Source organism: Oxobacter pfennigii, assembly GCF_001317355.1.
Lineage (GTDB): Bacteria > Bacillota > Clostridia > Clostridiales > Oxobacteraceae > Oxobacter > Oxobacter pfennigii.
On record NZ_LKET01000029.1, the window covers coordinates 230,872 to 254,847 of the forward strand.

The following is a 23,976-nucleotide window of genomic DNA, read 5'->3' on the forward strand; positions in this document are numbered from 1 at the left end:
GATATTCGACATTTTTATCGTAAAGGAGCAATATGAACTCAACATGAACTTTATATATAATAATTATTAAGTTTATATAAAATAATTATTTAATAACCTTTGTCATGAAATTCACATGAGAAATTTCATGAATTAATGAATCAAAGATTTATTTCACATAAATTTTACACAGTAAGATTCATGATATAATGATTCCTTAGGAATCGTTGCCACATGAAATTTGCTATGCAAATTTTATGATATAATATAAATTGTGCAGGAAATACTTGATAATGGTGGAAACTTATACAAAGATATTTGCTTTTCATTGATAAGAGGGCAAAAGAGTATTTAAGGAGAGATATACTTGGTTGAGATAGAGGGAGTAATAGACTCCATAGTATATACAAATGAAAGTAACGGATATACTGTGGCAAGACTTAAAAAAGGAAGAGAGATAATCACTGTTGTAGGTTATGTACCTGTCATAAATGAAGGGCAGTCTGTAAGAATTAAGGGAGCCTGGGTTAATCATCCCGAGTATGGACAGCAGCTCAAAATTGATTTTTTTGAGGAAGTCCTGCCTACTGACATTTCTGCTATTGAGAAGTATCTGGCATCAGGCCTTATAAACGGTATAGGCCCGGCTACTGCCAAAAGGATGGTGGATTATTTCAAAGAAGATACATTAGATGTCATAGAATACAATCCTATAAGGCTTACAGAAGTGGAAGGAATAGGCGAAAAAAAGGCAAAACTCATAGCGGAATCCTTTAGCGAGCAGCGAGAGCTAAAAAACGTCATGGTATTTTTGCAGACCTACGGAATATCCGGCGCTAATGCCATAAAAATATATAAAAAGTATGGCCAAAACGCCATAAATGCCATAAAAGAAAATCCCTACCGGCTCACAGTTGACGTCTTTGGCATAGGCTTTAAAACGGCAGACAGAATAGCTCAAAATATGGGCATTGAAAGGGCTTCCAAATACAGACTTATGGCAGGGATTAAATTCGTGCTGGCAGAATACAGCGGCAGCGGAGGACATACCTATCTTCCTTCTGATGTGCTGATAGATAAATGCGGTGAGCTCTTAAATGTAGATAAAGACCTTATTGAAGATTCTCTAGTCTCCCTCGCACTAAATAAAGAAGTTGTGCTGGAGGTTATGGATGATGTAACCGGCGTATATCTCATGCCTTTTTATTATTCCGAGACCGGCGTATCCAAAAGAATCCTTGAAATGGCAGCATTTAAAACAGAAAAGCTGGATGTAGACATGCAAAAAGAGATAGAAGAATATGAGGATAAGACTGGCATTGAACTTCATCCCCAGCAAAAAGAGGCTATAAAATGCGCCATTGAAAACGGTGTGGCAATAATTACGGGAGGCCCGGGAACGGGTAAAACAACCATAATAAAATGCATTATTAATATAATGGAAAAATACGAGGTATCCATATCCTTGGCTGCCCCTACAGGAAGGGCGGCAAAGAGAATGACTGAAGCGACGAAGAGAGAAGCAAAAACCATTCACAGGCTTTTAGAAATGGGCTATTCAGAAGGGGAAGATAACATGACATTTTTAAAGGATGATTCAGACCCCTTAAAGGTAGGCGCTGTCATTATAGATGAAGCATCCATGGTAGACATACTTTTGATGAATAATCTTCTTAAGGCATTGGTTCCCGGTACCCGCCTTATAATAGTGGGGGATGTGGATCAATTGCCTTCAGTAGGGCCGGGAAATGTGCTGCGTGACCTCATAGAGAGCTCATATATCCCTGTAGTCAAGCTTACTGAAATCTTCAGGCAATCTGAGGAAAGCCTCATAGTTTTAAATGCTCACAGGATCAACAGGGGTGAATATCCTTATCTCAATGAAAAGGAGAAGGACTTCTTCTTTTTGTCTACTCCCAATCAGGAGGACACGGTTAAGCTCATATTGGACCTTGTAAAAAACCGCATACCTGGTTTCAAAGACGGCATAGACCCGCAAAAATACATTCAGGTTCTAACCCCCATGCGGAAGGGAGTATGCGGTGTAAATAATTTAAATATAAGGCTCCAGGAAATATTAAACCCGAAGTCTCCAGACAAGGATGAGAAGAAAATACGGGATTGCATTCTCCGCTCAGGTGATAAGGTAATGCAGATTAAAAACAATTACAATATAAAATGGGACAGGATTGCAGGATATGGCGATGATGAAGGGAAAGGAGTATTTAACGGCGACCTTGGATATATTGAATACATTGATAATGAAAATAATAATATTTCGGTTATTTTCGATGATGAAAGGCGGGTAATTTATGAAGCCATAAATTTTGAGGAGCTTGAGCTTGCTTACGCAGTGACCATACATAAAAGCCAGGGAAGTGAATTCCCCGTTATAGTCATGCCTGCAGTATGGGGTCCCCCCATGCTTATGACCAGAAACCTTTTGTACACCGGAATAACCAGGGCGAAGGAAATGGTGGTAATTGCAGGGAGCAGGAAGGTTTTGGCCGGAATGGTAGATAACAACAGAATCACAAAAAGATTCTCAGGGTTGAAGCACAGGATGGAGAAGCTTATAGATTCTGGAATCTTTGCTGCGAGGTGAATATATGAAGTATGTGATATACTGCGCCCACACCGCTGATGGCAATATTGTGAACATTACCCATAACCCTCAGATTGATTACGAATTTATAAAGAGGAGCCATAATTTATATGGCTTTGAAGTCATATCTTCAGACATGGATATTTCACAGGCAAACTATGTGATGAGATCAGTCAGCAGACATAAAGGCCTTTTGAAAACCATGATTTTTTATGGGGGGAGAAAAGGGGATGCTGCAAAATTAAACCTCATAAAATCAGCCATGAGTGATCTCGGGATAAAGCCCTTGAAAAAGGCCCGGCATGTTGCTATGGGAGAATGGGTGGATGAATTAAGTCTTGATGCTGTTTATTCCCTTATTAAAGGCAGGATTATGAGCTATCATGAACTTATTAATATAATAGAAGAGAAGCATATTTTTACCGAAGGCAATCTCCATGATCTCCTTCATGTACTTTACCTTCAGGAAAAAATAAATATACTGCCATCTTTATGGATAGACAGACCCGGGCGGAAATATATATGCATGCTTTGTGAAGAAGAATTGTACGGATACGGCACAGAATATGCAACATGCCCCTGCTGCGGTGCAAATGCTGAAGCTCAAGATGTGCTGTATTTTTGTGTTTATAAAGAAGAGGAGACTAGAAGGACTCATATTAAATTTAAAGATACGAGAAAACTTTCATTATATCAGGATAAAGCATCCTACGAGCTTATGAACTTTTTGACTGAAGACGCACAGGAATGCTTGATTTGGACAGTACCGGGAGCAGAGGATTTAAACATTCCCATGAGGGCGATGAGAGAGGTGCTTAATAAAGGCGGTAATGTGGGCGTAGCTGTGGAAACTGAAGAAATGGGAAACATGTTTTCTTCAGCCGTAAACTCTGTTTTTCCCGATTATGAATTCAGGTTTGAAAGAGTATTAAGTATGGATATAACTGAAGGTATAAATATATTTGCCTTCGATGATATAAAAAGATTAACGGGCGCCTTTGACTTATTGCTGCTATGGGATAAAACAGGCAAAACAGGCGGAGGTATAAATCCCGGACTGAAGATAGTAAGAAGAGCAGTTAAGCCTTGTGGGAAAGTTATTTATATGACTTCAACCCCCAAGTTTGAATTATTTGATACGGCACAAAAGAAAAAAATGAATGTGGCGGCGGTACCGCTTAGAAATCACGGCAAACCGTCACCGGAGCCCAGAGTGATGACATATAACACATTATCCAAGGACAACTTATTTATACCAAGAAGCGTCATGGATTTTATAACTTATTCTGCTGTACAGAAGAAGTATTTAAATATAATAGCTCCGGATAGTGAGCTTGTAAGTTTATTAAAGGAAGAGCTTATATCTACAGGGGAAATAGAAAAAAAGTGGCTCTCCAAAGAAATGCCATTGATTGAAATAAAAGAATATTCGGCAGATATAACATTGGAACAGGCAGAAAATATAATAGTATTTCTTGCAGATGACGAAAATGTTTTTGATGAGAGAAGCTTGTTATTATGTGCCGGGCTTTGCGGAATGAGTGATTTACAATCCTCAGGCGAAGTTGTTTACGTGGCTTCAAAGGAAAACCGTCCTATGGAAAAAGCAAGGGAAATGCTGAGATTTTTAAATAAATGCGCCTGGGAAATGGGGTATTTAAAGTAAATGGAAGTTTTAAAGAATGTTATAAATGGGGTATTGGATTTGGTATACCCCAAAAAAATTAACTGCTTATACTGCGGTACTCCTTTAAAAAACTTTAATGACCATGAGCTTTGTGGATACTGCATAAGCCTTTTGCCTGTTTTAGGAGAAGGGGTGTGCAATACATGCGGCAGGCCTCTTGAAAGAGAAGAAAGAGCGGTATGCGAGGACTGCAAGGATGCGCAGTTTGATAAATGTTTATCTGTTTTTGAATTTTCAGGTATTGCAAAGGATATGCTCCACAGGTTTAAATATGATGGTGAAGATTATATGTCACACCCTATAGGACTTTTTATGGCAGAAAAGCTTAAAAGTAAGAGCTGGGATGTTGACATTATAATACCTGTTCCCCTGCATTCTGATAAATTAAAGGAGAGAGGGTATAATCAATCTTATCTTTTAGCTGAAGTAGTTGGACGGGAATGCGATATCGATGTATTAAATGGCGGGCTTATAAGAAACAGGTATACAAAGAGTCAGTTTAACCTTTCAAAAACTGAGCGGAGAAACAACATTAAAGGCGCCTTTGAAATCGGTTCTGCTAAGAAAATCAAAGGCAGCAACATTTTGCTGATAGACGATATAATGACAACAGGGGCAACATTGAACGAGTGCAGCTCCGTTTTGAAGTCTTTTGGAGCACGAAAAATATACTGCCTGACAGCAGCTACGCCGTCATCTGTCAAATAATTGTTGCAATTTGATATAATTTGAAGTTATAATAATCTAGTAGTATTATATTAGGTCTGTGGTTGAAAGTCGATGCTAGTCGCAAGCGAAACGACCCACGTAAGTTGAAAAAAATTTCAATGAGCATGGTGCGGTTTAGGGGTAAGACCTGCCGTCTTAGGGCGAGAGAGGGATTAGTGAGAGGAATGAACCTTAAGCAAAACTTCCAGCAGGCGGGTGTGGGGGCAAAGACCAGGTCAGCTAATATAATGCTTAGTACATATGAAACTTTGAGCGTACAAGCTCTGGTTTAATAAATAACTCATGGCGGTTGCCACAAAGCGAGGGGATTTTTCAATGTATCAAGACAAAACTTTAGTATGCAAAGACTGCGGACAGGAATTCGTTTTCACAGCAGGAGAACAGGAATTCTATGCTGAGAAAGGATTCCAGAATGAACCAAGCCGCTGCAGGGATTGCAGAATGGCTAAGAAAGGTGCTAGAAAGCCAGCAGGAGCAAAGAGAGAAATGTTTACAGCTGTTTGTTCAGGATGTGGTGCTGAAGCACAGGTTCCATTCCAGCCAAGTTCAGACAGACCGGTTTATTGCCGTGATTGCTACGAGGCAAGGAAGTAATCCCTTAAAGCTTTGCGAAAGGGTTATAATCCAATAAATGCAGGTCACAAAAGGCTCCACCTAATGGTGGGGTCTTATTTTATATGGTGAAATAAGAACTTAACGAGGCTGCCGCATTTTGAAACAACATAAATGAGCACAGCGAATGAGTGTTTCAAATGCGGCAGCCCCGTCTTAGGGAACCTATGTTTGTGCTATAATAAAAGCAGACCGAGATATTATCTCGGTCTGCTTTTATTATACTTGAAGGGGATAGTATTATTTGTTTACCCTGACTTTAAAATCCTTGCCTGCTTTAAACACAGGATAGGTTGAAGCCGGAATAGCTATTTCAATTCCCGTCTGCGGGCTTCTTCCTTTGTGTGCAGGTCTCTTCCTTGGTTCGAAGGAACCGAATCCTATAAGTGTAACCTTGTCGCCTTTTGAGACTGATTCCTTAATGCTTTCCATGAACGCTTCGAGAGCTTTTGATGCGTCCTTTTTTGTGAAATCACATTTTTCTGAAACTTTAGTTATGAGTTCGCTTTTGTTCATTTCAATGTCTCCTCTTTAAATAAAATTTTTTAATAAGCACATTTTTCATATTCTAAGAAGCCCGTAAGAAAATCTGACTTCATAAAGGATTCTTTTGTCGAATTGTCCTGACGCTTCACAAGTATGTAAGTGTTATATATACCTTCGACACGGCAGGGAATTTTTCTTATTTTCCTCTTGCCGTAGTTTTCTGTTAATATGATAGTCTGTCCAATTTCCGGGAGCTGAAGTTCCTTAATACTCTTCATTAAATCGCACCTCTCCAACATTTTCTCTTCTGTAAGAATTGATACGCGAAATGTCAACTTTATTCAAGTTCCGTAATTTAACATTAATTTTATAAGAAATGACTGCTTTCTACTATCAGTATAATATTTCGGCAAGAAAAATCAATACTTTAATGAAAATTTTAATTAATTTTAATAAAAATTGAATTTTTTGATAAATTTATTTAATATAAATACTGATTTATAGCTAAGATAGGAATCTTCCATAAGTTTCGATAAACTTCGCGCAATACGACATAATAAATTTTTATATCGCCTTATTATGGAAAAAGTTTATTTTTGGATATATAATATGGGTTATAAATACTCAATTTGCCGGACAAAGGTGAGTGAGTTAGGGTAAAATAAACTTGTGGAGAGATAAGGAACAATATTATATTTGCTTTTGTATATAAAACAAATCAGTTTTGGGAAATTGTATTAATAAGCAGTATATGCATTTCAAGTGTTTCCTTGATTTGGTAATGAGAGTCATAATTAATAAGGTTATTGCTAATCGGAAGATATTTTTACGGGGTGAACAGGATGCAAGAAGACAATTTTTCAAAAGATAGCAGGGTACATAAAGAAGCCAACAGCAAAATAGCAGCATCGAATCAAACACGTATGAAATGTATTGATGCTTTCAGAGGCATCACAATTGCATCAATGCTGTTTATTGAAAACCCGGGAAACTATGAACATGTTTCTTCAAGCTTTGTACATGCGCCGTGGGATGGATTAACCTGGGCTGATTATGTATTTCCTTTTTTTATATTCATAGCAGGAACAGTAATTCCAAACTCTGTGAGAAGAAGGATGGATAAAGGGCAATCGAAGCTTAAGATACTTATACATATACTACACAGGGCAGCCGTACTCTTCCTGATGGGATTGTTCCTTAACGGATTTCCTGCCTTTAATTTTTCGGCAATAAGGATACCCGGCGTTCTCCAGCGGATAGCTGTTGTATATCTGGTTGCGGGTATTCTGGTGCTTTGGACAAATGCATTTATACAGGGAGCTATATCCATATTCATACTTGTTATTTACTATTTGATGATAAAGTATATAAGTGTGCCGGGCTATGGGCCCGGGATACTTGCAAAGGACGGAAACCTTGTGCAATATGTGGATATGCTGATTTTAAAAGGACATTTGTATACTTCCACCTGGGACCCGGAAGGTTTGATAAGCACAATACCTGCTATTTCAACTATACTTTTTGGTGTAATCGGAGGACAGGTGCTGTTATCTGAAAGACTCAAAAGTATAAACAAGATAGGGTATCTGATAATATCGGGAGTCATAAGTATGGTATTGGGAACCATGGCAGGTAAATACATTCCAATAAATAAAGACCTTTGGTCAAGTTCCTACGTACTGTATACCTGCGGAGCTGCCTTAATCATACTTGGTGTATGCTACCTCATATTAGATGTAATAGGGTATAGCACAGTATTTAAACCATTCCTCATTCTGGGGAGCAATCCTATATTCATATATATAGGGTTTCATCTGGTGTCTAAAACTCTCTGGGTCCTGCAGGTACCGGATAAAGCAGCCGGAGTGAACCTTCCTTTAAATCTGTATTTATGCAATAAGCTCTTTACTCCATGGGCAGGAAATATAAATGATTCATATTATTTTTCTATAGCATATACCTTACTTTGGGTACTGATAGTTTTGATAAAGGATAGTCTTTTATACCGCGGCAATGTTTAAAGTCATCAGAGCATATTCTGGTATATTGAGACACAACAAAAAAACTAAATTTTTTGTGAATATAATGGAGGTAGCAAAATGAAAGCTGAAATTCTGGCGGTAGGAACCGAACTTCTTCTTGGAGATATCGTAAATACTAATGCTCAGTACATTGCAAGGCGATTAGCCGACCTTGGGATATCCGTGTATCACCATTCAGTGGTGGGAGATAACCCTGAGAGGCTTAAAGATGCCTATGAACTGGCTTTTAAAAGAGCTGATTTAGTCATAACAACAGGTGGTTTAGGACCTACAAAGGATGATTTGACAAAGGAAATTGCAGCGGAGTATTTTAATAAGGAGCTTGTCGTGGATGAGGAATCCATGAAAAAAATAGAAGAGTATTCAAAAAGGAATAACAGGCCTGTTTTAGAGTCCAATAAGAAGCAGGCCTATATGCCAAAAGGCTGCATCATACTTAAAAACGACCATGGTTCCGCCCCCGGCTGCATTATAGAGGATAAAGGGAAAATACTTATAATGATGCCGGGACCTCCAAGGGAAATGAAGCCTATGTTTGAAAATTATGCTGTGCCTTATCTTGAAAAATTCAGCGACGGTGTTTTAGTTTCAAGAGTATTAAGGGTATTGGGTTTAGGCGAAAGCGAAATGGAGGATAGGGTTAAAGATATAATAGATTCCCAGGATAATCCTACTGTGGCGCCTTATGTAAAAGATGGTGAAGCTACACTTCGCATTACCTCAAAAGCAAACATTAAAGAGGAGGCTGTTAAGCTTCTTGTACCCATGGAGAGCAATATAAGAGAGAGATTAGGAGACTATATTTACGGAGTGGATGATACCACCATAGAAGAAGTGGTGGCAAAGCTTTTGATAGATAAAAACCTTACGATTGCAACGGCTGAATCCTGTACCGGAGGCCTTATTGCATCAAAGCTTATAAATTATCCCGGCATATCCTCGGTATTCATGGAAGGGGTAGTTTCCTACAGCAATGATGCAAAGGTTAAAAGACTTGGTGTTAAGAAAGAGACATTGGACAAATACGGTGCTGTAAGCAAGGAAACTGCCGAAGAAATGGCTGTTGGAATTGCAAAAACAGCAGGTACGGATATAGGGATTTCTGTTACGGGCATTGCAGGCCCTGACGGAGGCACTGCTGAAAAACCTGTAGGCCTGGTATATGTCGGATTATATATAAAAGGAAGCGTTAAGACGAAGAAACTAAATTTCTGGGGAGACAGGCAGAATATAAGAAACCGCACTGCCATATCTGCCCTTGACTGGTTAAGAAGAGAAATCAAGTAATATTTTATAATAAAGGAGGAAATGAGATGCCTACAGTAAATGACAGGCTGCTTGAGATAAAATATAAAATAAATGAAAGAGAAAGGCTTAAAGGATTGCTTTATAGGCTCGTAGATATACAGAAGGAATTAGAGGCTAAAAAGCTAAACCTTGGTCAACAGCTTAAAAAGGAAGAATTTGATGTAGAGAAGCTGCAGGGCATATCTATTACAGGATTTTTACACATGCTTAAAGGTGATAGGGAAGAACGGCTTGAAAAGGAAAAAAGTGAAGTACTTACTGTAAAACTTAAGTACGACAGTGTGTGTACCGAACTGGAGGAAACATCAAAGCAGATTTGGCAGACCAGCACAGTAATTTCAGGCTATCAAGGCATCGATAAGGAGTATGAAGAAGTCATTAAGGAGAAGGAAAAGTATATGACCTCCGGTACTCCTGAGTCTTCCAGAATAAATGAAATAATTGAAGAACAGGCTGGGCTAAAATCCAGGCAAAAGGAAGTTGACGAGGCATTATATGCCGGAGACCGCCTTTTAAATTCTCTCGATAAAGTAAGCGAAAGCCTCCAATCGGCTCACAATTGGGGAGTGTGGGACATGTTTGGAGGAGGGTTCTTATCGACCGCCGCCAAGCATTCCAGTATAGATGAAGCCAAGAAGGAGATAGACAACACTCAGTCACTTTTGAGAAGGTTTCATAACGAACTCAGGGATGTTGGCGGGGAAGTAGAAATTAAAATAGAAATAGGATCTTTCTTAACCTTTGCGGACTATTTCTTCGACGGTTTATTTGCAGACTCGGCGGTACAGGGCAGGATAGATGATGCACAGTATAAGGTCAAAGACACTATATCTACGGTAAAAACCGTATTATTGAAGTTAAAGGAAGAATCCGATTATATGAAGAGAAAAATTGACAGGCTTGAGAAGGAAAGATTGGAAATAGTGGAAAAGGCATAGGAAATAACCTATACCTCTATTTCGGCTGGGTCTTCATCTGACGGAAGCACCCTCCATTCTTCTGTATCCTCGTTAAAATCAGCAATTTGGCTGAGGGGCAGCTTCATGTATTTCCCAGAAGCGCTTACGGCAATATCTCCGTTTTTTAAAAGAATCTCGCCAGTGCCTTCGAATAGCCTTCTTGTATCCCTTGTTATCCTGCCTACCACCCTTAATTGCTCGTTAAGGGCTACAGGCTTGTGATATTTCAAATTTAATTCAACAGTGACGCCCCAAACATCCTCATCGGTGATATTGATTGCCCTTCCTATGGTTTCATCAAGTATGGCTCCCGCCACTCCGCCGTGGAGCCTGCCTGGATAGCTTTGATGCTCCTCAATGGGAGTAAAAATTGCAGCCAATTCACCGTTTTCCAGTTCATAAAAAGAAGCTTTAAGCCCAAGATCGTTCTTCATACCGCACACTATACATTTTCTGCTGTTTTTCTGTTTCTTCATTACTTTATATTTCATATCATGTCCTCCGAAATGTTGTATAAAAGAATTTCTTATGGAGGCTGATTCATTTGGAACACGACATTTACTGTGTTGAGAGTTACTTAAGCTCTAAGGCTCCCTGTCTTGAAAACACAAAAATTTTGATAACTCGCTCTGGCTCAACAATCTAAAATTCTAAGTGTTTTCTGAGACAGAGTCACCAAGAACTTGTTAAAAACTCTCACAATGCTCATTTTGTTGTTCCAAATGAATCAGCCCAATAAAGCTGTAAATTCTTTTTATATAATTATAGCACGAAGCTGAATTGAGAGTTTAGCCAAACTTACATTTTTGTCCATGAAAACTTTCGGTATCATACCCTAATGAAAATGTGCCAAATTTACGAAATATAAGTTAGGGACATTAGAATAATGAAAGGCGACACTCCTAAAGGAATGTCACCAACGTATATGTCACCAATTTATGACACGAACTCGCTGCTATAAAAGGAGATGTAACTGCATTGAAGATAGAACAGATTATTTGTGCCCTTAAAAAAGGCATTTTAAATGAAACATCGGAAATTTTAGCTCAATCCGAAGGGTTATGGGATGAGGACAAATCAGAAATTGAAGAGCTTTTAAAGTCTCAGGGACCGGGTTCTGAGGATGAAGATATCCCGGCTTTATATGGATTTTTTGTCCTCAAAAGCGGAAGGCATTGCTTTTTCATTAATAAGAAAATTGATATTGTTTATGGTTCCATATATCATTTTTTGGTACTGGATGAAGAAACATTTTCTTTTTATCCCATACAGCTTGTTGACTCCGATGTTTTTGAAGTAAGCTACGAAGATATTTTAGTTAATAAGACATTGCCTGTGCTTCATGGTATACCTCTCAGTGATACAATATCCATGGATAAGGTCACAGACTTTGTAAAGAAAAAAATAGCATCTGGATTTAAAGAAATGATAAGCTGTGCCATAGATTATCATGAAAATGGTTTTCCTATATATATAACAGACAGCAATGAAAACAGCTTAATGTGGATTGCAGCGGTGCAAATGTCCTTTCCGGTGGAGTTGTCCCACAAAGTCACCTTTTCCTCATTGAATATAAACAGAGAAGGGTTCATGTTCCATTGCAGTTCTTCGAACTATATGACAGCAGAAGATATAAGTGACAGGTACATTTTTGATTTTAAAAAGGGTATCAGGGGCAAGCCCAAAACAGCCTTAAAATCCTTCAGAATAATTGAGATGGGATATTTATCATCCAGAAAGGTACTGGATGCCTTCCATAGATTTTTATTGCAATTTGACTGCAAAGTTTTGAATGAGGAAATTGACGACTGCTATAATTTGTTTTTGCTGGCTGAGCTTAAGCAGGTTAATGCCCTTAGCAATGCAGAAATCAAGGCTTCTCTTGACTATGCTAAAAATTATGGCGACGCCGATGTTTTGGATTATATATATAACATGATTGAGCCTACGCTCCATGGCATTATAAAGGCAGCTGATTTTGAAAATGCACTTTCAATTGCCGGATTTTTATTTAAAGCAGCGCTGAATTCGCCTAGAATTACAATATTGAGCGGTGCATACGAGTTTTTTTATACAATGCTGGATCATTTGATGTTCGATTATAAAATTGAAGATGCAAATATAGTATTTTATATATATAATGAAGCTTCGCTTATGTGCGGGGAGAGAGTAAGCTCTTTTTATAAAAATTGCATCGATGAAAAACATATAGTATATATTACAGCCATGCTCAAAGAAAAGCCATCCCTCCATAGGGCACAGGCGGCTTTAAGTATTGTTCTTCACAGTCTGATTAATTTGGAAAGCAGCTGGAGTCAGGCTCTTCATATAAAGGATATGCCCATTCTTTTGGATATGTCCTTAGAACATATATGCCAGTCACATTCAAGTATGGAGTTTGTTTTGGATATCGCATCCCAAAATACCGAATATTTTACAAGAACGATTATGCTCTTTTACAACCGCATAAAAAATCCCGATATAATGAGCAGGATGATAGATAAAATTATAAGCATTTTAGATATAAAAGATGAAGATAATAAAATCGAAATAAGAAAGGAAATCTTTAGGCTTGAAGGTTCAAAGCTTCTTCTGGATGAGTTTTCTGAAAGATTAAAGAAGGCAGAAGATAAGAGAGCCTTCTTTGAGGAATACCGTACGAAGGTATTAAATAGCATGAGTGCTTACGAGAAAGCTTGCTTTTCAAATGCCGTTGACTATTTTATAAAAAGCCTTGATAAAGCAGAGGCTTATACCGAGAGTCTGAAATTTATTGACGGAATGATAAACAGCAGCTATGATTTGGATGATACAGCGCTGCTGGTTTGTTTAAAAGCTTTTGAAGCCCAGGTGGAAATTCCACCTTCAGATTATATCAAAAACCTTATTCCCGAAATTAAGAGGATGAAGAAGGCCCGCAGCATTAAGACCTATCCTGACATAACTGAAATAATAGATTATGCCCTGTTTCTTCAGAGCACAGAGGCCGGAAATATATCCTTAGATGAAGCCTTAGAGGGTATTTTGGGCATAGAAAGCCTGGATGATAAAAGAGCCGAAATGTATATGAAATGGTGCTTACCTTATTTAATGAAGCTTTCCAGAGAGGCGGAAGACCACAAAAAAATCATGCACATATTGGGCAAAGACAGGCAGGATGAGCAATTTTACAAAGGATATATGAGCGGTATAAGGCAAATTGTTTCCAATGACAATGGGGTAGGCGCCGGCTTATTAAGCAGCTTTTGTGTGTATTATTTCTTTTATCTTGAACCCAGATATAGGATTCTTGAAGAAGAGGAATTGATTGAAATCATAAATAATAAGCTTGTGGAAACACTAAAAGAACAATCTGCTTCCACATTGAGAGAAATTGATGGTAATATAAAAAGAGAATTTGAAAACCGGAGATTAAGTCTGCCGGTTTTATGGAACCGGCTGTACAATGAAGTTTTAAACAGCAGGGATAAATCCATTTTTAAAAATATAAAAGGTCTGTTTAAGTAAACGGGACACAAGTTGGGGCTGTTGCATTTGAAACACTGCATTTACTGCGTTCGAGTTCCGCAAGTTCTAAGATTCCCTGCCTTGAAAATACAAGAATTTTTAAACTTCCTTCGTTCAAAAAATCTAAAATTTTAAGTAATATCTTTGGCAGAGTCACCAAGAGCTTTAGAGAGAACTCTCACAGTACTTATTTACGTTGTTTCAAATGCAACAGCCCCACATATTACCTTAATTTAGGAGGTTAAACAATTGATTGAATATATAAGCTCGGTAAAATTAAATGAGGCGGGGGATAAACTTGTCATATTGGATCAGACCCTGCTGCCTCGCGAAACTGTATATATTGAGCTGGATGCAATTGAAGATGTATGGGAAGCAATAAAGAAGCTGAGAGTGAGGGGTGCTCCCGCTATCGGTATTGCCGCCGCCTACGGCCTTTACTTAGGAATAAAGAATATAAAAACAGAAAGCTTTGAAGATTTCTATAAGATTTTCAAAGAGAAATTGGATTATCTGGCATCATCAAGGCCCACAGCTGTAAATCTATTCTGGGCATTAAAAAGGATGGATGAAAGGGCAAATAAGGAAAAACATAAAAGAATCGATGAAATAAAAAAGGCTTTACTTGATGAAGCTGAAAAAATAAGAGGAGAGGACGAGGAAGTATGCTATAAAATCGGTGAACACGGATTGTCTCTCCTTAAAAGAGGCATGGGCCTTTTAACTCATTGCAATGCCGGAGCTATAGCAACAGCCAGGTATGGCACCGCGCTTTCTCCCATGTATTTAGGGCAGGAAAGAGGATATGATTTTAAAGTATATGCCGATGAAACCAGGCCCCTTTTGCAGGGTGCCAGGCTGACAGCCTGGGAGCTTATACAGGCGGGAATTGACGTCACATTGATTTGCGACAACATGGCTTCAATTGTAATGTCCGAGAAAAAAATAGATGCAGTTTTGGTAGGCTGTGACAGGGTCGCTGCAAACGGTGACACCGCCAATAAAATCGGCACATCAGGCGTAGCCATACTTGCAAAAGAATACAGCATCCCCTTTTACGTCTGCGCTCCAATGTCTACAATTGATTTATCTACCAAAACCGGTGACGATATTGTAATCGAACAAAGAAACGCTGATGAAGTAACTGCCTTTTGGGGCCAATCTCATGCACCTGACGGCATAAAAGTCTACAACCCGGCATTCGATGTTACCAAAGCAAAATACATCACCGCCATAATAACGGAAAAGGGTGTTGTTTATCCGCCTTATGGGGAGAATCTTGTAAAGTTGTTTGAATAAAAAGCAATATAGTTTAGACACTCCCTACGCCTGTCCGGGTTCTGTAAGTTCTAAAGCTCACTGCCTAGAAAATACAAGAACTTTTGATAACTCGCTTACGCTCAGACAATCAAAAGTTCTTGTATTTTCTTCGGCAGCTTCGCTGAGAACTTATACAGAACCCTACCAATGCTCCGTTCGTTGTCCATACTATATTGCTTTTACATATGGAATAAAAAATTAAACTGCCAAAATTATCATCAATTTCGGCAGTTTTTGTGCCAGCTTGAAACTATTCCTCGGATGGTTCTTCCTTTTTAACATGCTTATGGAGCTTAACCTCGTCAACTATCTGGGGGACCATTTCGATGAGCTTTTCTAAGCCCGAGCTTTTCTTTATGGGGAGAACTTCTATATTATCGCCTTTGATTACTATCAATGCTGTAGGAGTTGCTTTTGCTCCTATACCTGCACCGCCGCCTGTTCCTCCGTTTCCTTTTGGATCGCTGCCGTCACCGCCTCCGGAACCCATTCCGAAGGAAACATCAACAACGGGTATTAATGTAGTTTCTCCTATCTTCAGGGATTCTCCGAATATGGTCTTTGATTGGATAAAGCTTTCAAGCTTCTCAAATAATAAACCGAGATTTTCATTTACACTAAAATTATTTGGCATATGCATTCTTCTTCCTTTCTTTAAATAAAATATTTCTTACAGGTCGGGATATTAATAATTTAAGGGCAATCCATATAAGGACTGCGGGTATTATCCTTCCCTGAATTACAAGCTTTCCTTCCATTACTTCCCGGTCAAAAACCGGTTCTATATTTACATTAAAACCTTCATGCCTTAAAGGCAGTGAACAGACAAAAGCGCTTAAAATTCCCGTATGATAGGGGTCATCAAAACCAATCTTGCCTTCCGCCTGGAATACCTTAGGCTTTATATGAACAAATGCTTCACCTATTGCGCTCAAAAGCTTTTTTATAAGCTCTTTTGTTATTTTTACGCTTGCTTTTTTATTCTTTTTCTTTCGCGTATCCTTTTTCTTTGATTGATGTGAGGACATATCCGGGCTAAAGGAGAAAAATAATATCTTGATTGTCATTTCTGCTCTTTTCCCAGCTTCTTTATGAAATACGAATTTCATTAGATTAAAAAAAAGCATCACTTCACTCTTTATATAAGCAGCGCCATATTTTTGGCCCTCCATACAATATTCAATGGGTATTGATATAAATAAGATAAGGAATAAAAACAGGAAAAGGAAAATACAACCGATTATATAAAGTATCATCATAACTGGGACCTCAAGGCTGCTAATTTTCTGCCGCCGGCGTACATACCTGTTAAGGTTTTATAAACAAACGCCGGGGCTTTCTTTGCTGTTTTTTGAGCCAAGGATACACCTGTTTTAAATCCCGGTACGTAATTTAAAAATATGGTGGAGTGTTTCCTTATGTTTTTTTGTACGGATAACAAATCCTTTACGCTAAATCTTTTTGATTTAGTGCATTCTTCAGTAATTTTTTTACGAATTAATGCAGCTTCCTTTGGAACTTCTATTTCGCTTAACATAAATTCATCCAGCTCCCACATAAGAAGCTTCATTTCAATAAGTTCTTTTTTGCAGCTGCTGCAGGTATTTATATGCTCTTTTACAATGATTTTTTCTACCGGATTCAATGTATCATCAAGATATCCCTGAAGATATTCATAATCCATTTTGCAATCCATATTTACACCTCCCATATTCCCGACGCCTTAAGCTTGTCTTTCAAAATTTTGCGGCCCCGGAAGAGATATGTTTTAACTGTTCCCACGGGACAGCTCATTGCCTTTGAGATATCCTCATAACTCATATTCTTCATGTGCCTTAATATTACCGCCATCCTCATCTCGGGAGGCAATTCATGTATGTTCTTTTCAAGAGTTTTTTTGGTGTCCATATAGCTTACTTCATCCTCCACGGATGCAGCAGATGCAATATAGTCTAAAACTGAACCTTTGTCATCATCTGTTTTTGAGTCTAAAGACAGGGTGCTTTTTTCTTTATCCCTTAAAAAATTAAGGCAGGTGTTTACGGTGATTTTTTTGATCCAGGGCAACAATGGCTGACTATCATTGAAACGGCTAATGGCTTTATATATCTTTATATAAACCTCTTGAAGCAAATCCAGTGAGTCATCCCTTGAGGCAGTGTAGCGGAAGGCAATACCGTATATAAACCTCTCATATTTCTCGAATAACAGGTCAAAGCCTTCTTTTTTATTATCTTTGCATAATTTTATTATTTTTTTTTCAGGAGCCTCCAAGGAACCACCACCCTATCAATACAATTATAAATACACCATATTTTATAAAAAGTTTCAATAAAATTAAAAAATAATAGAAGAGATAGAGGTATAAAGCAAATAGGTTGTTTTACGTACATTGCAATGTCAGATATAATTGGGATGTATATCGTGGATGGTATGGTCTGACGTTTATTTGGTAAAGGGTATAAACAATGTTTGCATCCTTTTAAAAGATGATATAAATGTATGTTGTTTTTACTAAGTAAAAATATCTGGTGGATATATGATTAAATAAATTAAAGGGGATAGCTTATGATAAAAAATTTTAAATACATATTAGCATTTTTAATTTTGCTGATGATTGAAGTAATAATTGCCCTTTTTGTAAAAGATAATTTCATCAGGCCATATGCAGGGGATATATTGGTTGTAATTCTTATGTACACTTTCATCAAAGGAATTGTAAAAAAACCAATACATTTTTTGCCTATATACCTGTTCATATTTTCGGCCTTGATAGAAGCGGCTCAGTACTTTCGGATCGTAGATATATTAGGACTTCGGGATAACAAACTGATTTCCACGATTATGGGGACTTCATTTGATATAAAGGATATTATGTGTTATTTGGCTGCCGCCGTAATATTAATTTTATGGGAGGCTTATGAAAAAAATCTGATACTTAAAAGCTCTCGCAATACTTGATTTAATACCAATTGACAAAATATTTGGGGCTATGTAGAATTATTTATGTTGGGCATATATGATGTCTGATGAATGGAGGTTTTAATATTGAGCAGCGCATATGACTGCCTGGTTATAGGCTGCGGTTTTGCCGGTGCAGTAATAGGCCGGGAACTGGCGGAACGCGCAGGCAAAAAAGTATTGATTATTGAGAAACGCAGCCATATAGGAGGCAATGCCTACGATTTTACAAATAATGACGGCATTCTTCTACACAAATACGGGCCTCATATATTTCACACCAATTTTAAAAGAGTCTTTGATTATCTTTCCCGTTTTACCCAGTGGAGAGACTATTCCCACGAGGTTTTAGCCAATGTCTACGGAAGACTTATCCCTGTCCCATTTAATCTTAATTCACTTTATATGACCTTTGAGCCCCATAAAGCTAAAAAAGTTGAAGAAAAGCTTATTTTTACTTTTGGTTTGAATAAGAAAGTTACCATCGGAGAGCTAAAAGCTCAGACTGATGACGACCTCGTTGAGCTTGCTGACTATGTCTATAAAAATATCTTTCTTTACTATACCCAAAAGCAGTGGGGGACATCTCCGGAACACGTGGACCCATCCGTTACAGCCAGGGTGCCCATACTTATTTCCCATGACAACCGGTATTTTCAGGATACATACCAGGGAATGCCTGCTAATGGATACACATCTCTCTTTGAAAACATACTTAACCATCCTGACATAACCTTGCTCCTTAATTATGATGCTGTAAGCCATATAAAAATGAAGGATGATAAAGTGTTTTTGGATGATGAGGAATTTACCGGAACAATAATATATACGGGAGCTATTGATGAGCTTTTTAGCTGCTGCTTTGGACCTCTGCCTTACAGGACTCTTGATTTTGAGTTTGAAACCCATGATGTTGAGTGGTATCAGGAAAAAGGTACCATTAACTATACAGTGGATATGCCTTATACCCGCATAACGGAATTCAAGCATTTGACAGGTCAAGTTCTTTCAAATAGAACTGTAATAATGAAGGAGTATCCAGGGGAATATACAGGCAAAAACGGCCAGATACCTTACTATGCCATTTTGAATAATAAAAACGTGGAACTTTACCAAAAATATAAACAGCGGACTGATTCTTTAAATGATTTTCATTTATTAGGCAGGCTGGCGGAATATAAATATTACAACATGGATGCAATAGTTGAGAGAGCACTTGCTTTAGCCGACCAACTCTGTTGCAAGGAAGGTAAGGAATGATGAAAATTGTGACATTTGCGGTTCCATGCTACAATTCCTCGGCTTATATGAAAAAATGCATTGAAACCCTGCTTCCAGGAGGAGAGGATGTTGAAATAATCCTTATAAATGACGGGTCCTCCGATGATACCGGGAAAATTGCTGATGAGTATGCATCCCAATACCCCGGCTTGGTCAAAGCCATACACCAGGAAAACGGCGGCCACGGCGAAGGTGTAAATACCGGCCTAAAAAACGCCTCCGGCATGTATTACAAGGTGGTGGATTCCGACGACTGGCTGGATGCACCGGGAATGTTAAAAGTAATAGAAACATTAAAGCAACTGATAAATTCAGGCAAAAATCCCGATATGATGATATGCAATTATGTATACGAACATGCGGAGGATAATACCCGCCACATAGTAAATTACACAAATGTGCTGCCGGAAAACCGCATATTTACCTGGGAAGAGGTAGGCAGCTTCAAGCCTTCCCAATATCTTTTGATGCATTCTGTGATATACAATACTGAGCTTCTGAGAAAAAGCGGCATGGTGCTTCCGAAGCATACATTTTATGTTGATAATATTTTTGTTTTTCAGCCGCTGCCCTATGTCAAAACCCTCTATTATATGGATATAGACCTTTATCGATATTTTATAGGCCGCTCGGACCAGTCGGTAAACGAGCAGGTTATGATAAAGCGTATAGATCAGCAGTACAGGGTTACAAGGATTATGATAGATTCCTTCAGCCAGCTTAAGCTTCCGGATAAAAAGCTTGACCAGTACATGCTAAATTATCTTTCGGTCATGATGGCAATATCCTCGGTGCTCTCGGTTATTTCCGGTTTGAAGGAAAACCTTGAGAAAAAGGCGGAGCTTTGGTCTTATTTAAAAAGCAAAGATGAAAAGCTGTATATTCGTTTAAGATATCACCTATTGGGGAGAATATCCAATCTTCCCGGAAGGGCAGGCAGAAAACTGACTGTTTACCTATACAGGCTTCTAAGAAGAAAATATAAGTTCAATTAAATACGGAAACGTTTAAATGTCCAGATAGGCCTGGACATTTAAACGTTCAATGTAAAAATCTTTAGTTCGGGCTATTAACAAATGAGGGAGATCAAATGAAAAATACCATGTCTTAATAATAAGCCCTGAGTGTAAATTTCACATTAAAAAAAGATGAAATATATATTAATTTCATCTTTTTTTAATATACTCTGATATTAAGTTAAATCAACGGTTGAAATATATAGGTAAAATTATTACTATAGAGTTATGATGTTTCTGAAGCTCTAATAATTAAGGGGGCATGATTTGTGACGGAGAAGACAGCGCAGAAGGTCAATATTGCCGAAGCCATAAAGGAATATGTTAAAAGGGACAGAGAATTTGCATTGTTTTTAGCTGTAGGTGTTTTTGTGGGTATATCCCAGGGGATAAATTTTACGGTATTCAATAATTACTTAAACGATATTCATAATCTTTCGGCATCATTAAGAGGAATTGTGGAGTTTCCGAGGGAGCTTCCGGGAATGCTGGTTATGCTGGTTTTGGGAGTCTTATCCTTCTTAGGAGATATAAGGATGTCTGTCATAGGAATGATTTGCGCGGCATTGGGTTTTATGGGACTGGGCCTTTTCTCGCCAACATTTTCAGTGATGCTTGTCTGGCTTATGACCTACAGCCTTGGAACCCATGTTTTTATGCCCCTGTCTGCCAGCATAGGAATGTCGCTGTCTCAAAAAGAGGATTACGGAAGGCGTCTGGGAAGATACAATGCATATAACCTGGCGGCTACCATTGCAGGCTATGCCATAGTCTGGCTGGGCTTTAAATATTTAAGCTTCACATATAAGACCGCCTTTATTATAGGCGCCGTCTGTTACATCATCGCCGCCGGCTTTTTATTGGCCATGAAGGCCGACAAGCCTAAAGAGAAAAAAATTAAGCTGGTTCTGAGAAAAAAATACACTCTTTATTATATATTAAACGTCATCAACGGTGCCAGAAAGCAGATATTTTTAACCTTTGCGCCCTGGGTACTCATACAGGTATACCATTTGGACCCGCCCACCTTTGCAATTTTAGGCGTAATGGTATCTCTTTTAAGTATTGTCACCAGAACTGTCATAGGCGACGCCATAGACAAAAAAGGAGAGCGCTTTGTCCTTTCCCTGGGAGCAATGCTGATAATAGTAATCTGCATAGGTTACTCGGCAGCCGGGGATTTATTTTCAGCCGGCATAGCCGTCATAGTACTTTCAGCCTGTTATATCATAGATAACTCCATGAACGTTGTTGAGATGGCAAGGTCAACCTATGTAAAGAAAATCGCCCTTTATCCCGAGGATGTTACTCCCACGCTTTCTGCCGGAGTGAGCTTCGACCACATAATAGCTATGACCATACCATTTTTCGGCGGGGTTATCTGGACCGCCTTCGGATATAAATACGTATTTATGCTGGCAGCAGTTATAGCTGTGGTTAATCTTTATTTTACAATGAAAATCAAAGTGGAATAAGCAAGGGACTGTTGTATTTGAAACAGCGAATGCAGTGTTTCAAATACAACAGCCCCATTATTGATTATTCGGACCTATATATAAATTGTTGTCATCGGTATCGTTGTCGCTGATTATAGTCAAAATATAGCTTTTGTGAAAACTCGGGGGAACACCCAGCCACTTTTTAAAGCCTTCAGAATCCACTACATCCTGTGAGTTTAAATGCTCAGTTCCGGCAAAATACCTCAAATTGAGGATCTCCATGACATCAGACATGGACTTTTTATCTTCTTCGGAAAATTGAGCATCACCGGATAAACTATTATAGGCCATGTCATAGGCAAGCTTTCCAAAAAAATCCTTTGAATATGTGCTGAAATTAAGCAGGTTCTGATCGTTTGATTTTACTTCCCTTGCCCATCCTTCAACATCAAGCTTTGACGTTGTGTATGAATAGGAGGAATCAGCCGGTGAATATTTGATTCTGCCGTACTGGTTTGGATATACCGAGAGAGCATTTGTGGCTATATCATATAAGTTATAGTCATTTTCTTTATAAGAGCTTATATCTTGAATATGAATGTGGCCGCTTAAATTTATGTTGATTCCCAAATTTTTGAAAACTTCTATAGCCTCTTTATTGTTGTTCAAAGTGTAGCCTTCACGTATTACCTCACTATGGTCAAGCAAGCTGTGGTGAGTAACTCCTATTAACTCCGCTCCTTTTTCTGAAGCTTCAGCACCGCACTTTTTTATCCATTCATAGGTATCCTTAGAAATTTCGCCGTCAGTCTGGGGAGCCCCTAAGATCGAATTATTCTTATATAAATTTGTATCAATCATCAAAAGCCACAAATCATCCGATGGCGCAGCAAGGTAGCTTAATGTATCCTTATCTCTCATAATGGCTTCACCGTATCCAAAGTTCCTGTAAATTTTACGGAAATCATCGGGGCTTACGGTGCTTGCTAAATACTGGCTGTCATCCTTGAAGCTCCTTGCCCAGGGATTTGATATGTCGTGATTTCCGGGAATTACATAAACAAAAGTACCCATGTCCTCCACTTTTTGAAGCTTCCCTGCTAAATCAATGTGGCTTTGCTTTTCACCGTTGGTCGTCAAATCACCGCTTATTATGAGCACCTGGGGCTTTTCTCTTTCAATTTCATAAATAAAGTCATCCATTATCTCATCTATATAATTTAATTGTTTTCCTGCTCCTGTTGTATAGAATTTTTGGAAAGCTTTACCGTCATCCCTAAGGCTCCTTGACAAATAGTGGATATCTGTTGTAACAAAAAAATTAATATCCTTGCCGGATTGAATTTTATTTACAGGGTCAATATCCTTGCTTGTGCTGCCGCAGGCTGATATAAAAAATATTGACAGTATTGAAATCAATGTAAAAAATCGCTTATTCATATATCCATCCACCCATATGTATTGTATATCTCATATATTATGACAAAAAATCATTATAAGTCAAGGATACAGAGATAAGCCTTATTTAATTGTCACGGGAAAGAGCACCAGCATGCAGGATATTACGGCTGCTGAAACAGCATAAGAAATCAGCGGCTTTTTATGATGAAGCATCCACATAGGAAACATCATAAAATCCCAAACCAGGGACCACCATATGGTCCAGCCGTTATGATAGGATATGCATCCCAAACTATATGCAATGCATTCAAATATAAAATATATACTGATGAATTTAATGAGGCGCAAGCTCAAAGATTTTAAGTCCGAGGGGAAATTTTTTAAAAGCAATAAAACAGTAGAGGGAAAAATTATAAAAGTGTAAAAAATCTCTGCGATTTTGTGATTTCCAAGCAAAAAAGCCGGCTGCAGCTTCCATAACAGGTTATCTCCGGTATAAATAAAATTATAGAAAAGATTGGCCACTGCCACATAAAGCATGGTAGTGTGATATTTCTGCCAGTTTTTCCAGTCGCCATAGCGCCACACAATTATTAAGGTAAAGAACAATATAAATAAGTGCATGTATTTTTGCTCCTTTAAAA

22 protein-coding genes are annotated in these 23,976 nt (G+C 38.3%); 13 read left to right on the forward strand and 9 right to left on the reverse strand.

What is annotated here, in order from left to right:
* Window positions 1-346: 346 nt before the first annotated feature.
* The 4 genes from recD2 to OXPF_RS08985 all read left to right on the forward strand — a co-directional run bounded on the left by recD2 (window position 347) and on the right by OXPF_RS08985 (window position 5,594).
* A complete protein-coding gene (gene recD2 / locus OXPF_RS08970) occupies window positions 347-2,584 on the forward strand; it encodes an SF1B family DNA helicase RecD2 (protein ID WP_054874860.1) in 2,238 nt (745 codons plus the stop codon).
* 4 nt (window positions 2,585-2,588) lie between these two features.
* Window positions 2,589-4,250, forward strand: a complete 1,662-nt coding sequence (locus OXPF_RS08975; protein ID WP_054874861.1) for a hypothetical protein — start codon at window positions 2,589-2,591, stop codon at window positions 4,248-4,250.
* Window positions 4,251-4,979, forward strand: coding sequence for a ComF family protein (locus OXPF_RS08980; RefSeq protein WP_054874862.1), 729 nt, complete (start codon window positions 4,251-4,253; stop codon window positions 4,977-4,979).
* A 336-nt stretch (window positions 4,980-5,315) separates the two neighbouring features.
* Window positions 5,316-5,594 carry a zinc-ribbon domain containing protein gene (locus tag OXPF_RS08985; protein ID WP_054874863.1) on the forward strand — a complete coding sequence of 93 codons (279 nt, stop codon included), beginning with the start codon at window positions 5,316-5,318 and terminating at the stop codon, window positions 5,592-5,594.
* A gap of 258 nt (window positions 5,595-5,852) precedes the next feature.
* Here the strand turns inward: OXPF_RS08985 and OXPF_RS08990 are convergent, their stop codons facing one another.
* Together OXPF_RS08990 and OXPF_RS08995 are read right to left on the reverse strand one after the other, a co-directional pair.
* Window positions 5,853-6,128, reverse strand: a complete 276-nt coding sequence (locus OXPF_RS08990) for an HU family DNA-binding protein (protein ID WP_054874864.1) — start codon at window positions 6,126-6,128, stop codon at window positions 5,853-5,855.
* 29 nt (window positions 6,129-6,157) lie between these two features.
* Window positions 6,158-6,376, reverse strand: coding sequence for a hypothetical protein (locus OXPF_RS08995; protein ID WP_054874865.1), 219 nt, complete (start codon window positions 6,374-6,376; stop codon window positions 6,158-6,160).
* Window positions 6,377-6,940: 564 nt separating this feature from the next.
* On the opposite strand from OXPF_RS08995, the gene OXPF_RS09000 reads away from it, so the two are divergent.
* The 3 genes from OXPF_RS09000 to OXPF_RS09010 all read left to right on the forward strand — a co-directional run bounded on the left by OXPF_RS09000 (window position 6,941) and on the right by OXPF_RS09010 (window position 10,386).
* Window positions 6,941-8,119 (forward strand): acyltransferase family protein, encoded by a 1,179-nt coding sequence (locus tag OXPF_RS09000; RefSeq protein ID WP_054874866.1) that lies wholly within the window; start codon window positions 6,941-6,943, stop codon window positions 8,117-8,119.
* A gap of 78 nt (window positions 8,120-8,197) precedes the next feature.
* Window positions 8,198-9,427: a competence/damage-inducible protein A gene (locus tag OXPF_RS09005; RefSeq protein ID WP_054874867.1), complete on the forward strand. Its 1,230-nt coding sequence runs from the start codon at window positions 8,198-8,200 to the stop codon at window positions 9,425-9,427.
* A 26-nt stretch (window positions 9,428-9,453) separates the two neighbouring features.
* A complete protein-coding gene (locus OXPF_RS09010; protein ID WP_054874868.1) occupies window positions 9,454-10,386 on the forward strand; it encodes a hypothetical protein in 933 nt (310 codons plus the stop codon).
* Window positions 10,387-10,394: 8 nt separating this feature from the next.
* On the opposite strand, the gene OXPF_RS09015 is transcribed toward OXPF_RS09010, so the two are convergent.
* Window positions 10,395-10,898, reverse strand: a complete 504-nt coding sequence (locus OXPF_RS09015) for a PaaI family thioesterase (RefSeq protein ID WP_054874869.1) — start codon at window positions 10,896-10,898, stop codon at window positions 10,395-10,397.
* Window positions 10,899-11,385: 487 nt separating this feature from the next.
* Between OXPF_RS09015 and OXPF_RS09020 the strand changes: the two genes are divergently transcribed.
* Together OXPF_RS09020 and mtnA are read left to right on the forward strand one after the other, a co-directional pair.
* Window positions 11,386-13,914, forward strand: coding sequence for a hypothetical protein (locus tag OXPF_RS09020; RefSeq protein ID WP_054874870.1), 2,529 nt, complete (start codon window positions 11,386-11,388; stop codon window positions 13,912-13,914).
* 252 nt (window positions 13,915-14,166) lie between these two features.
* Window positions 14,167-15,213, forward strand: a complete 1,047-nt coding sequence (gene mtnA / locus OXPF_RS09025; RefSeq protein ID WP_152967736.1) for an S-methyl-5-thioribose-1-phosphate isomerase — start codon at window positions 14,167-14,169, stop codon at window positions 15,211-15,213.
* A gap of 271 nt (window positions 15,214-15,484) precedes the next feature.
* On the opposite strand, the gene OXPF_RS09030 is transcribed toward mtnA, so the two are convergent.
* The 4 genes from OXPF_RS09030 to OXPF_RS09045 form a co-directional block, all read right to left on the reverse strand.
* A complete protein-coding gene (locus OXPF_RS09030) occupies window positions 15,485-15,868 on the reverse strand; it encodes a GerW family sporulation protein (RefSeq protein WP_054874872.1) in 384 nt (127 codons plus the stop codon).
* Window positions 15,858-16,343 carry a DUF2953 domain-containing protein gene (locus OXPF_RS09035; RefSeq protein ID WP_160317184.1) on the reverse strand — a complete coding sequence of 162 codons (486 nt, stop codon included), beginning with the start codon at window positions 16,341-16,343 and terminating at the stop codon, window positions 15,858-15,860. The genes OXPF_RS09030 and OXPF_RS09035 overlap by 11 nt, the downstream gene beginning before the upstream one ends.
* 146 nt (window positions 16,344-16,489) lie before the next feature.
* Complete coding sequence (locus OXPF_RS09040; RefSeq protein ID WP_054874874.1) at window positions 16,490-16,930, reverse strand: anti-sigma factor family protein; 441 nt, start codon at window positions 16,928-16,930, stop codon at window positions 16,490-16,492.
* A gap of 2 nt (window positions 16,931-16,932) precedes the next feature.
* Complete coding sequence (locus OXPF_RS09045; protein ID WP_054874875.1) at window positions 16,933-17,508, reverse strand: RNA polymerase sigma factor; 576 nt, start codon at window positions 17,506-17,508, stop codon at window positions 16,933-16,935.
* Between the two features lie 294 nt (window positions 17,509-17,802).
* Here OXPF_RS09045 and OXPF_RS09050 point away from each other — a divergent pair, with 294 nt between their 5' ends.
* The 4 genes from OXPF_RS09050 (at window position 17,803) to OXPF_RS09065 (ending at window position 21,967) form a co-directional block, all read left to right on the forward strand.
* On the forward strand, window positions 17,803-18,195 hold the full coding sequence (locus tag OXPF_RS09050) for a ribosomal maturation YjgA family protein (RefSeq protein ID WP_054874876.1): 393 nt from the start codon (window positions 17,803-17,805) through the stop codon (window positions 18,193-18,195).
* Window positions 18,196-18,282: 87 nt separating this feature from the next.
* The gene (gene glf / locus OXPF_RS09055; protein ID WP_083479791.1) at window positions 18,283-19,455 is read left to right on the forward strand and encodes a UDP-galactopyranose mutase; all 1,173 of its coding nucleotides are present in this window, start codon (window positions 18,283-18,285) and stop codon (window positions 19,453-19,455) included.
* A complete protein-coding gene (locus OXPF_RS09060) occupies window positions 19,455-20,471 on the forward strand; it encodes a glycosyltransferase family 2 protein (RefSeq protein WP_054874969.1) in 1,017 nt (338 codons plus the stop codon). Before glf ends, OXPF_RS09060 begins: the two co-directional genes overlap by 1 nt.
* Before the next feature lie 290 nt (window positions 20,472-20,761).
* Window positions 20,762-21,967 (forward strand): MFS transporter, encoded by a 1,206-nt coding sequence (locus OXPF_RS09065; protein WP_083479793.1) that lies wholly within the window; start codon window positions 20,762-20,764, stop codon window positions 21,965-21,967.
* A gap of 57 nt (window positions 21,968-22,024) precedes the next feature.
* On the opposite strand, the gene OXPF_RS09070 is transcribed toward OXPF_RS09065, so the two are convergent.
* The gene (locus tag OXPF_RS09070; RefSeq protein ID WP_054874878.1) at window positions 22,025-23,371 is read right to left on the reverse strand and encodes a metallophosphoesterase; all 1,347 of its coding nucleotides are present in this window, start codon (window positions 23,369-23,371) and stop codon (window positions 22,025-22,027) included.
* An 81-nt stretch (window positions 23,372-23,452) separates the two neighbouring features.
* Entirely contained in the window at window positions 23,453-23,956 is a 504-nt protein-coding gene (locus OXPF_RS09075; RefSeq protein ID WP_054874879.1) for a CBO0543 family protein, read from the reverse strand.
* Between the last annotated feature and the right edge of the window lie 20 nt (window positions 23,957-23,976).

Excerpts from the sequence above, each read along its gene's own strand:
- OXPF_RS08975 (WP_054874861.1), top strand. The coding sequence starts at position 2,589 with ATGAAGTATGTGATATACTGCGCCCACACCGCTGATGGCAATATTGTG.
- OXPF_RS08980 (WP_054874862.1), top strand. The coding sequence starts at position 4,251 with ATGGAAGTTTTAAAGAATGTTATAAATGGGGTATTGGATTTGGTATAC.
- OXPF_RS08985 (WP_054874863.1), top strand. The coding sequence starts at position 5,316 with ATGTATCAAGACAAAACTTTAGTATGCAAAGACTGCGGACAGGAATTC.
- OXPF_RS08990 (WP_054874864.1), bottom strand. The coding sequence starts at position 6,128 with ATGAACAAAAGCGAACTCATAACTAAAGTTTCAGAAAAATGTGATTTC.
- OXPF_RS08995 (WP_054874865.1), bottom strand. The coding sequence starts at position 6,376 with ATGAAGAGTATTAAGGAACTTCAGCTCCCGGAAATTGGACAGACTATC.
- OXPF_RS09000 (WP_054874866.1), top strand. The coding sequence starts at position 6,941 with ATGCAAGAAGACAATTTTTCAAAAGATAGCAGGGTACATAAAGAAGCC.
- OXPF_RS09005 (WP_054874867.1), top strand. The coding sequence starts at position 8,198 with ATGAAAGCTGAAATTCTGGCGGTAGGAACCGAACTTCTTCTTGGAGAT.
- OXPF_RS09010 (WP_054874868.1), top strand. The coding sequence starts at position 9,454 with ATGCCTACAGTAAATGACAGGCTGCTTGAGATAAAATATAAAATAAAT.
- OXPF_RS09015 (WP_054874869.1), bottom strand. The coding sequence starts at position 10,898 with ATGAAATATAAAGTAATGAAGAAACAGAAAAACAGCAGAAAATGTATA.
- OXPF_RS09030 (WP_054874872.1), bottom strand. The coding sequence starts at position 15,868 with ATGCCAAATAATTTTAGTGTAAATGAAAATCTCGGTTTATTATTTGAG.
- OXPF_RS09035 (WP_160317184.1), bottom strand. The coding sequence starts at position 16,343 with ATGAAATTCGTATTTCATAAAGAAGCTGGGAAAAGAGCAGAAATGACA.
- OXPF_RS09040 (WP_054874874.1), bottom strand. The coding sequence starts at position 16,930 with ATGGATTGCAAAATGGATTATGAATATCTTCAGGGATATCTTGATGAT.
- OXPF_RS09050 (WP_054874876.1), top strand. The coding sequence starts at position 17,803 with ATGATAAAAAATTTTAAATACATATTAGCATTTTTAATTTTGCTGATG.
- OXPF_RS09060 (WP_054874969.1), top strand. The coding sequence starts at position 19,455 with ATGAAAATTGTGACATTTGCGGTTCCATGCTACAATTCCTCGGCTTAT.
- OXPF_RS09070 (WP_054874878.1), bottom strand. The coding sequence starts at position 23,371 with ATGAATAAGCGATTTTTTACATTGATTTCAATACTGTCAATATTTTTT.
- OXPF_RS09075 (WP_054874879.1), bottom strand. The coding sequence starts at position 23,956 with ATGCACTTATTTATATTGTTCTTTACCTTAATAATTGTGTGGCGCTAT.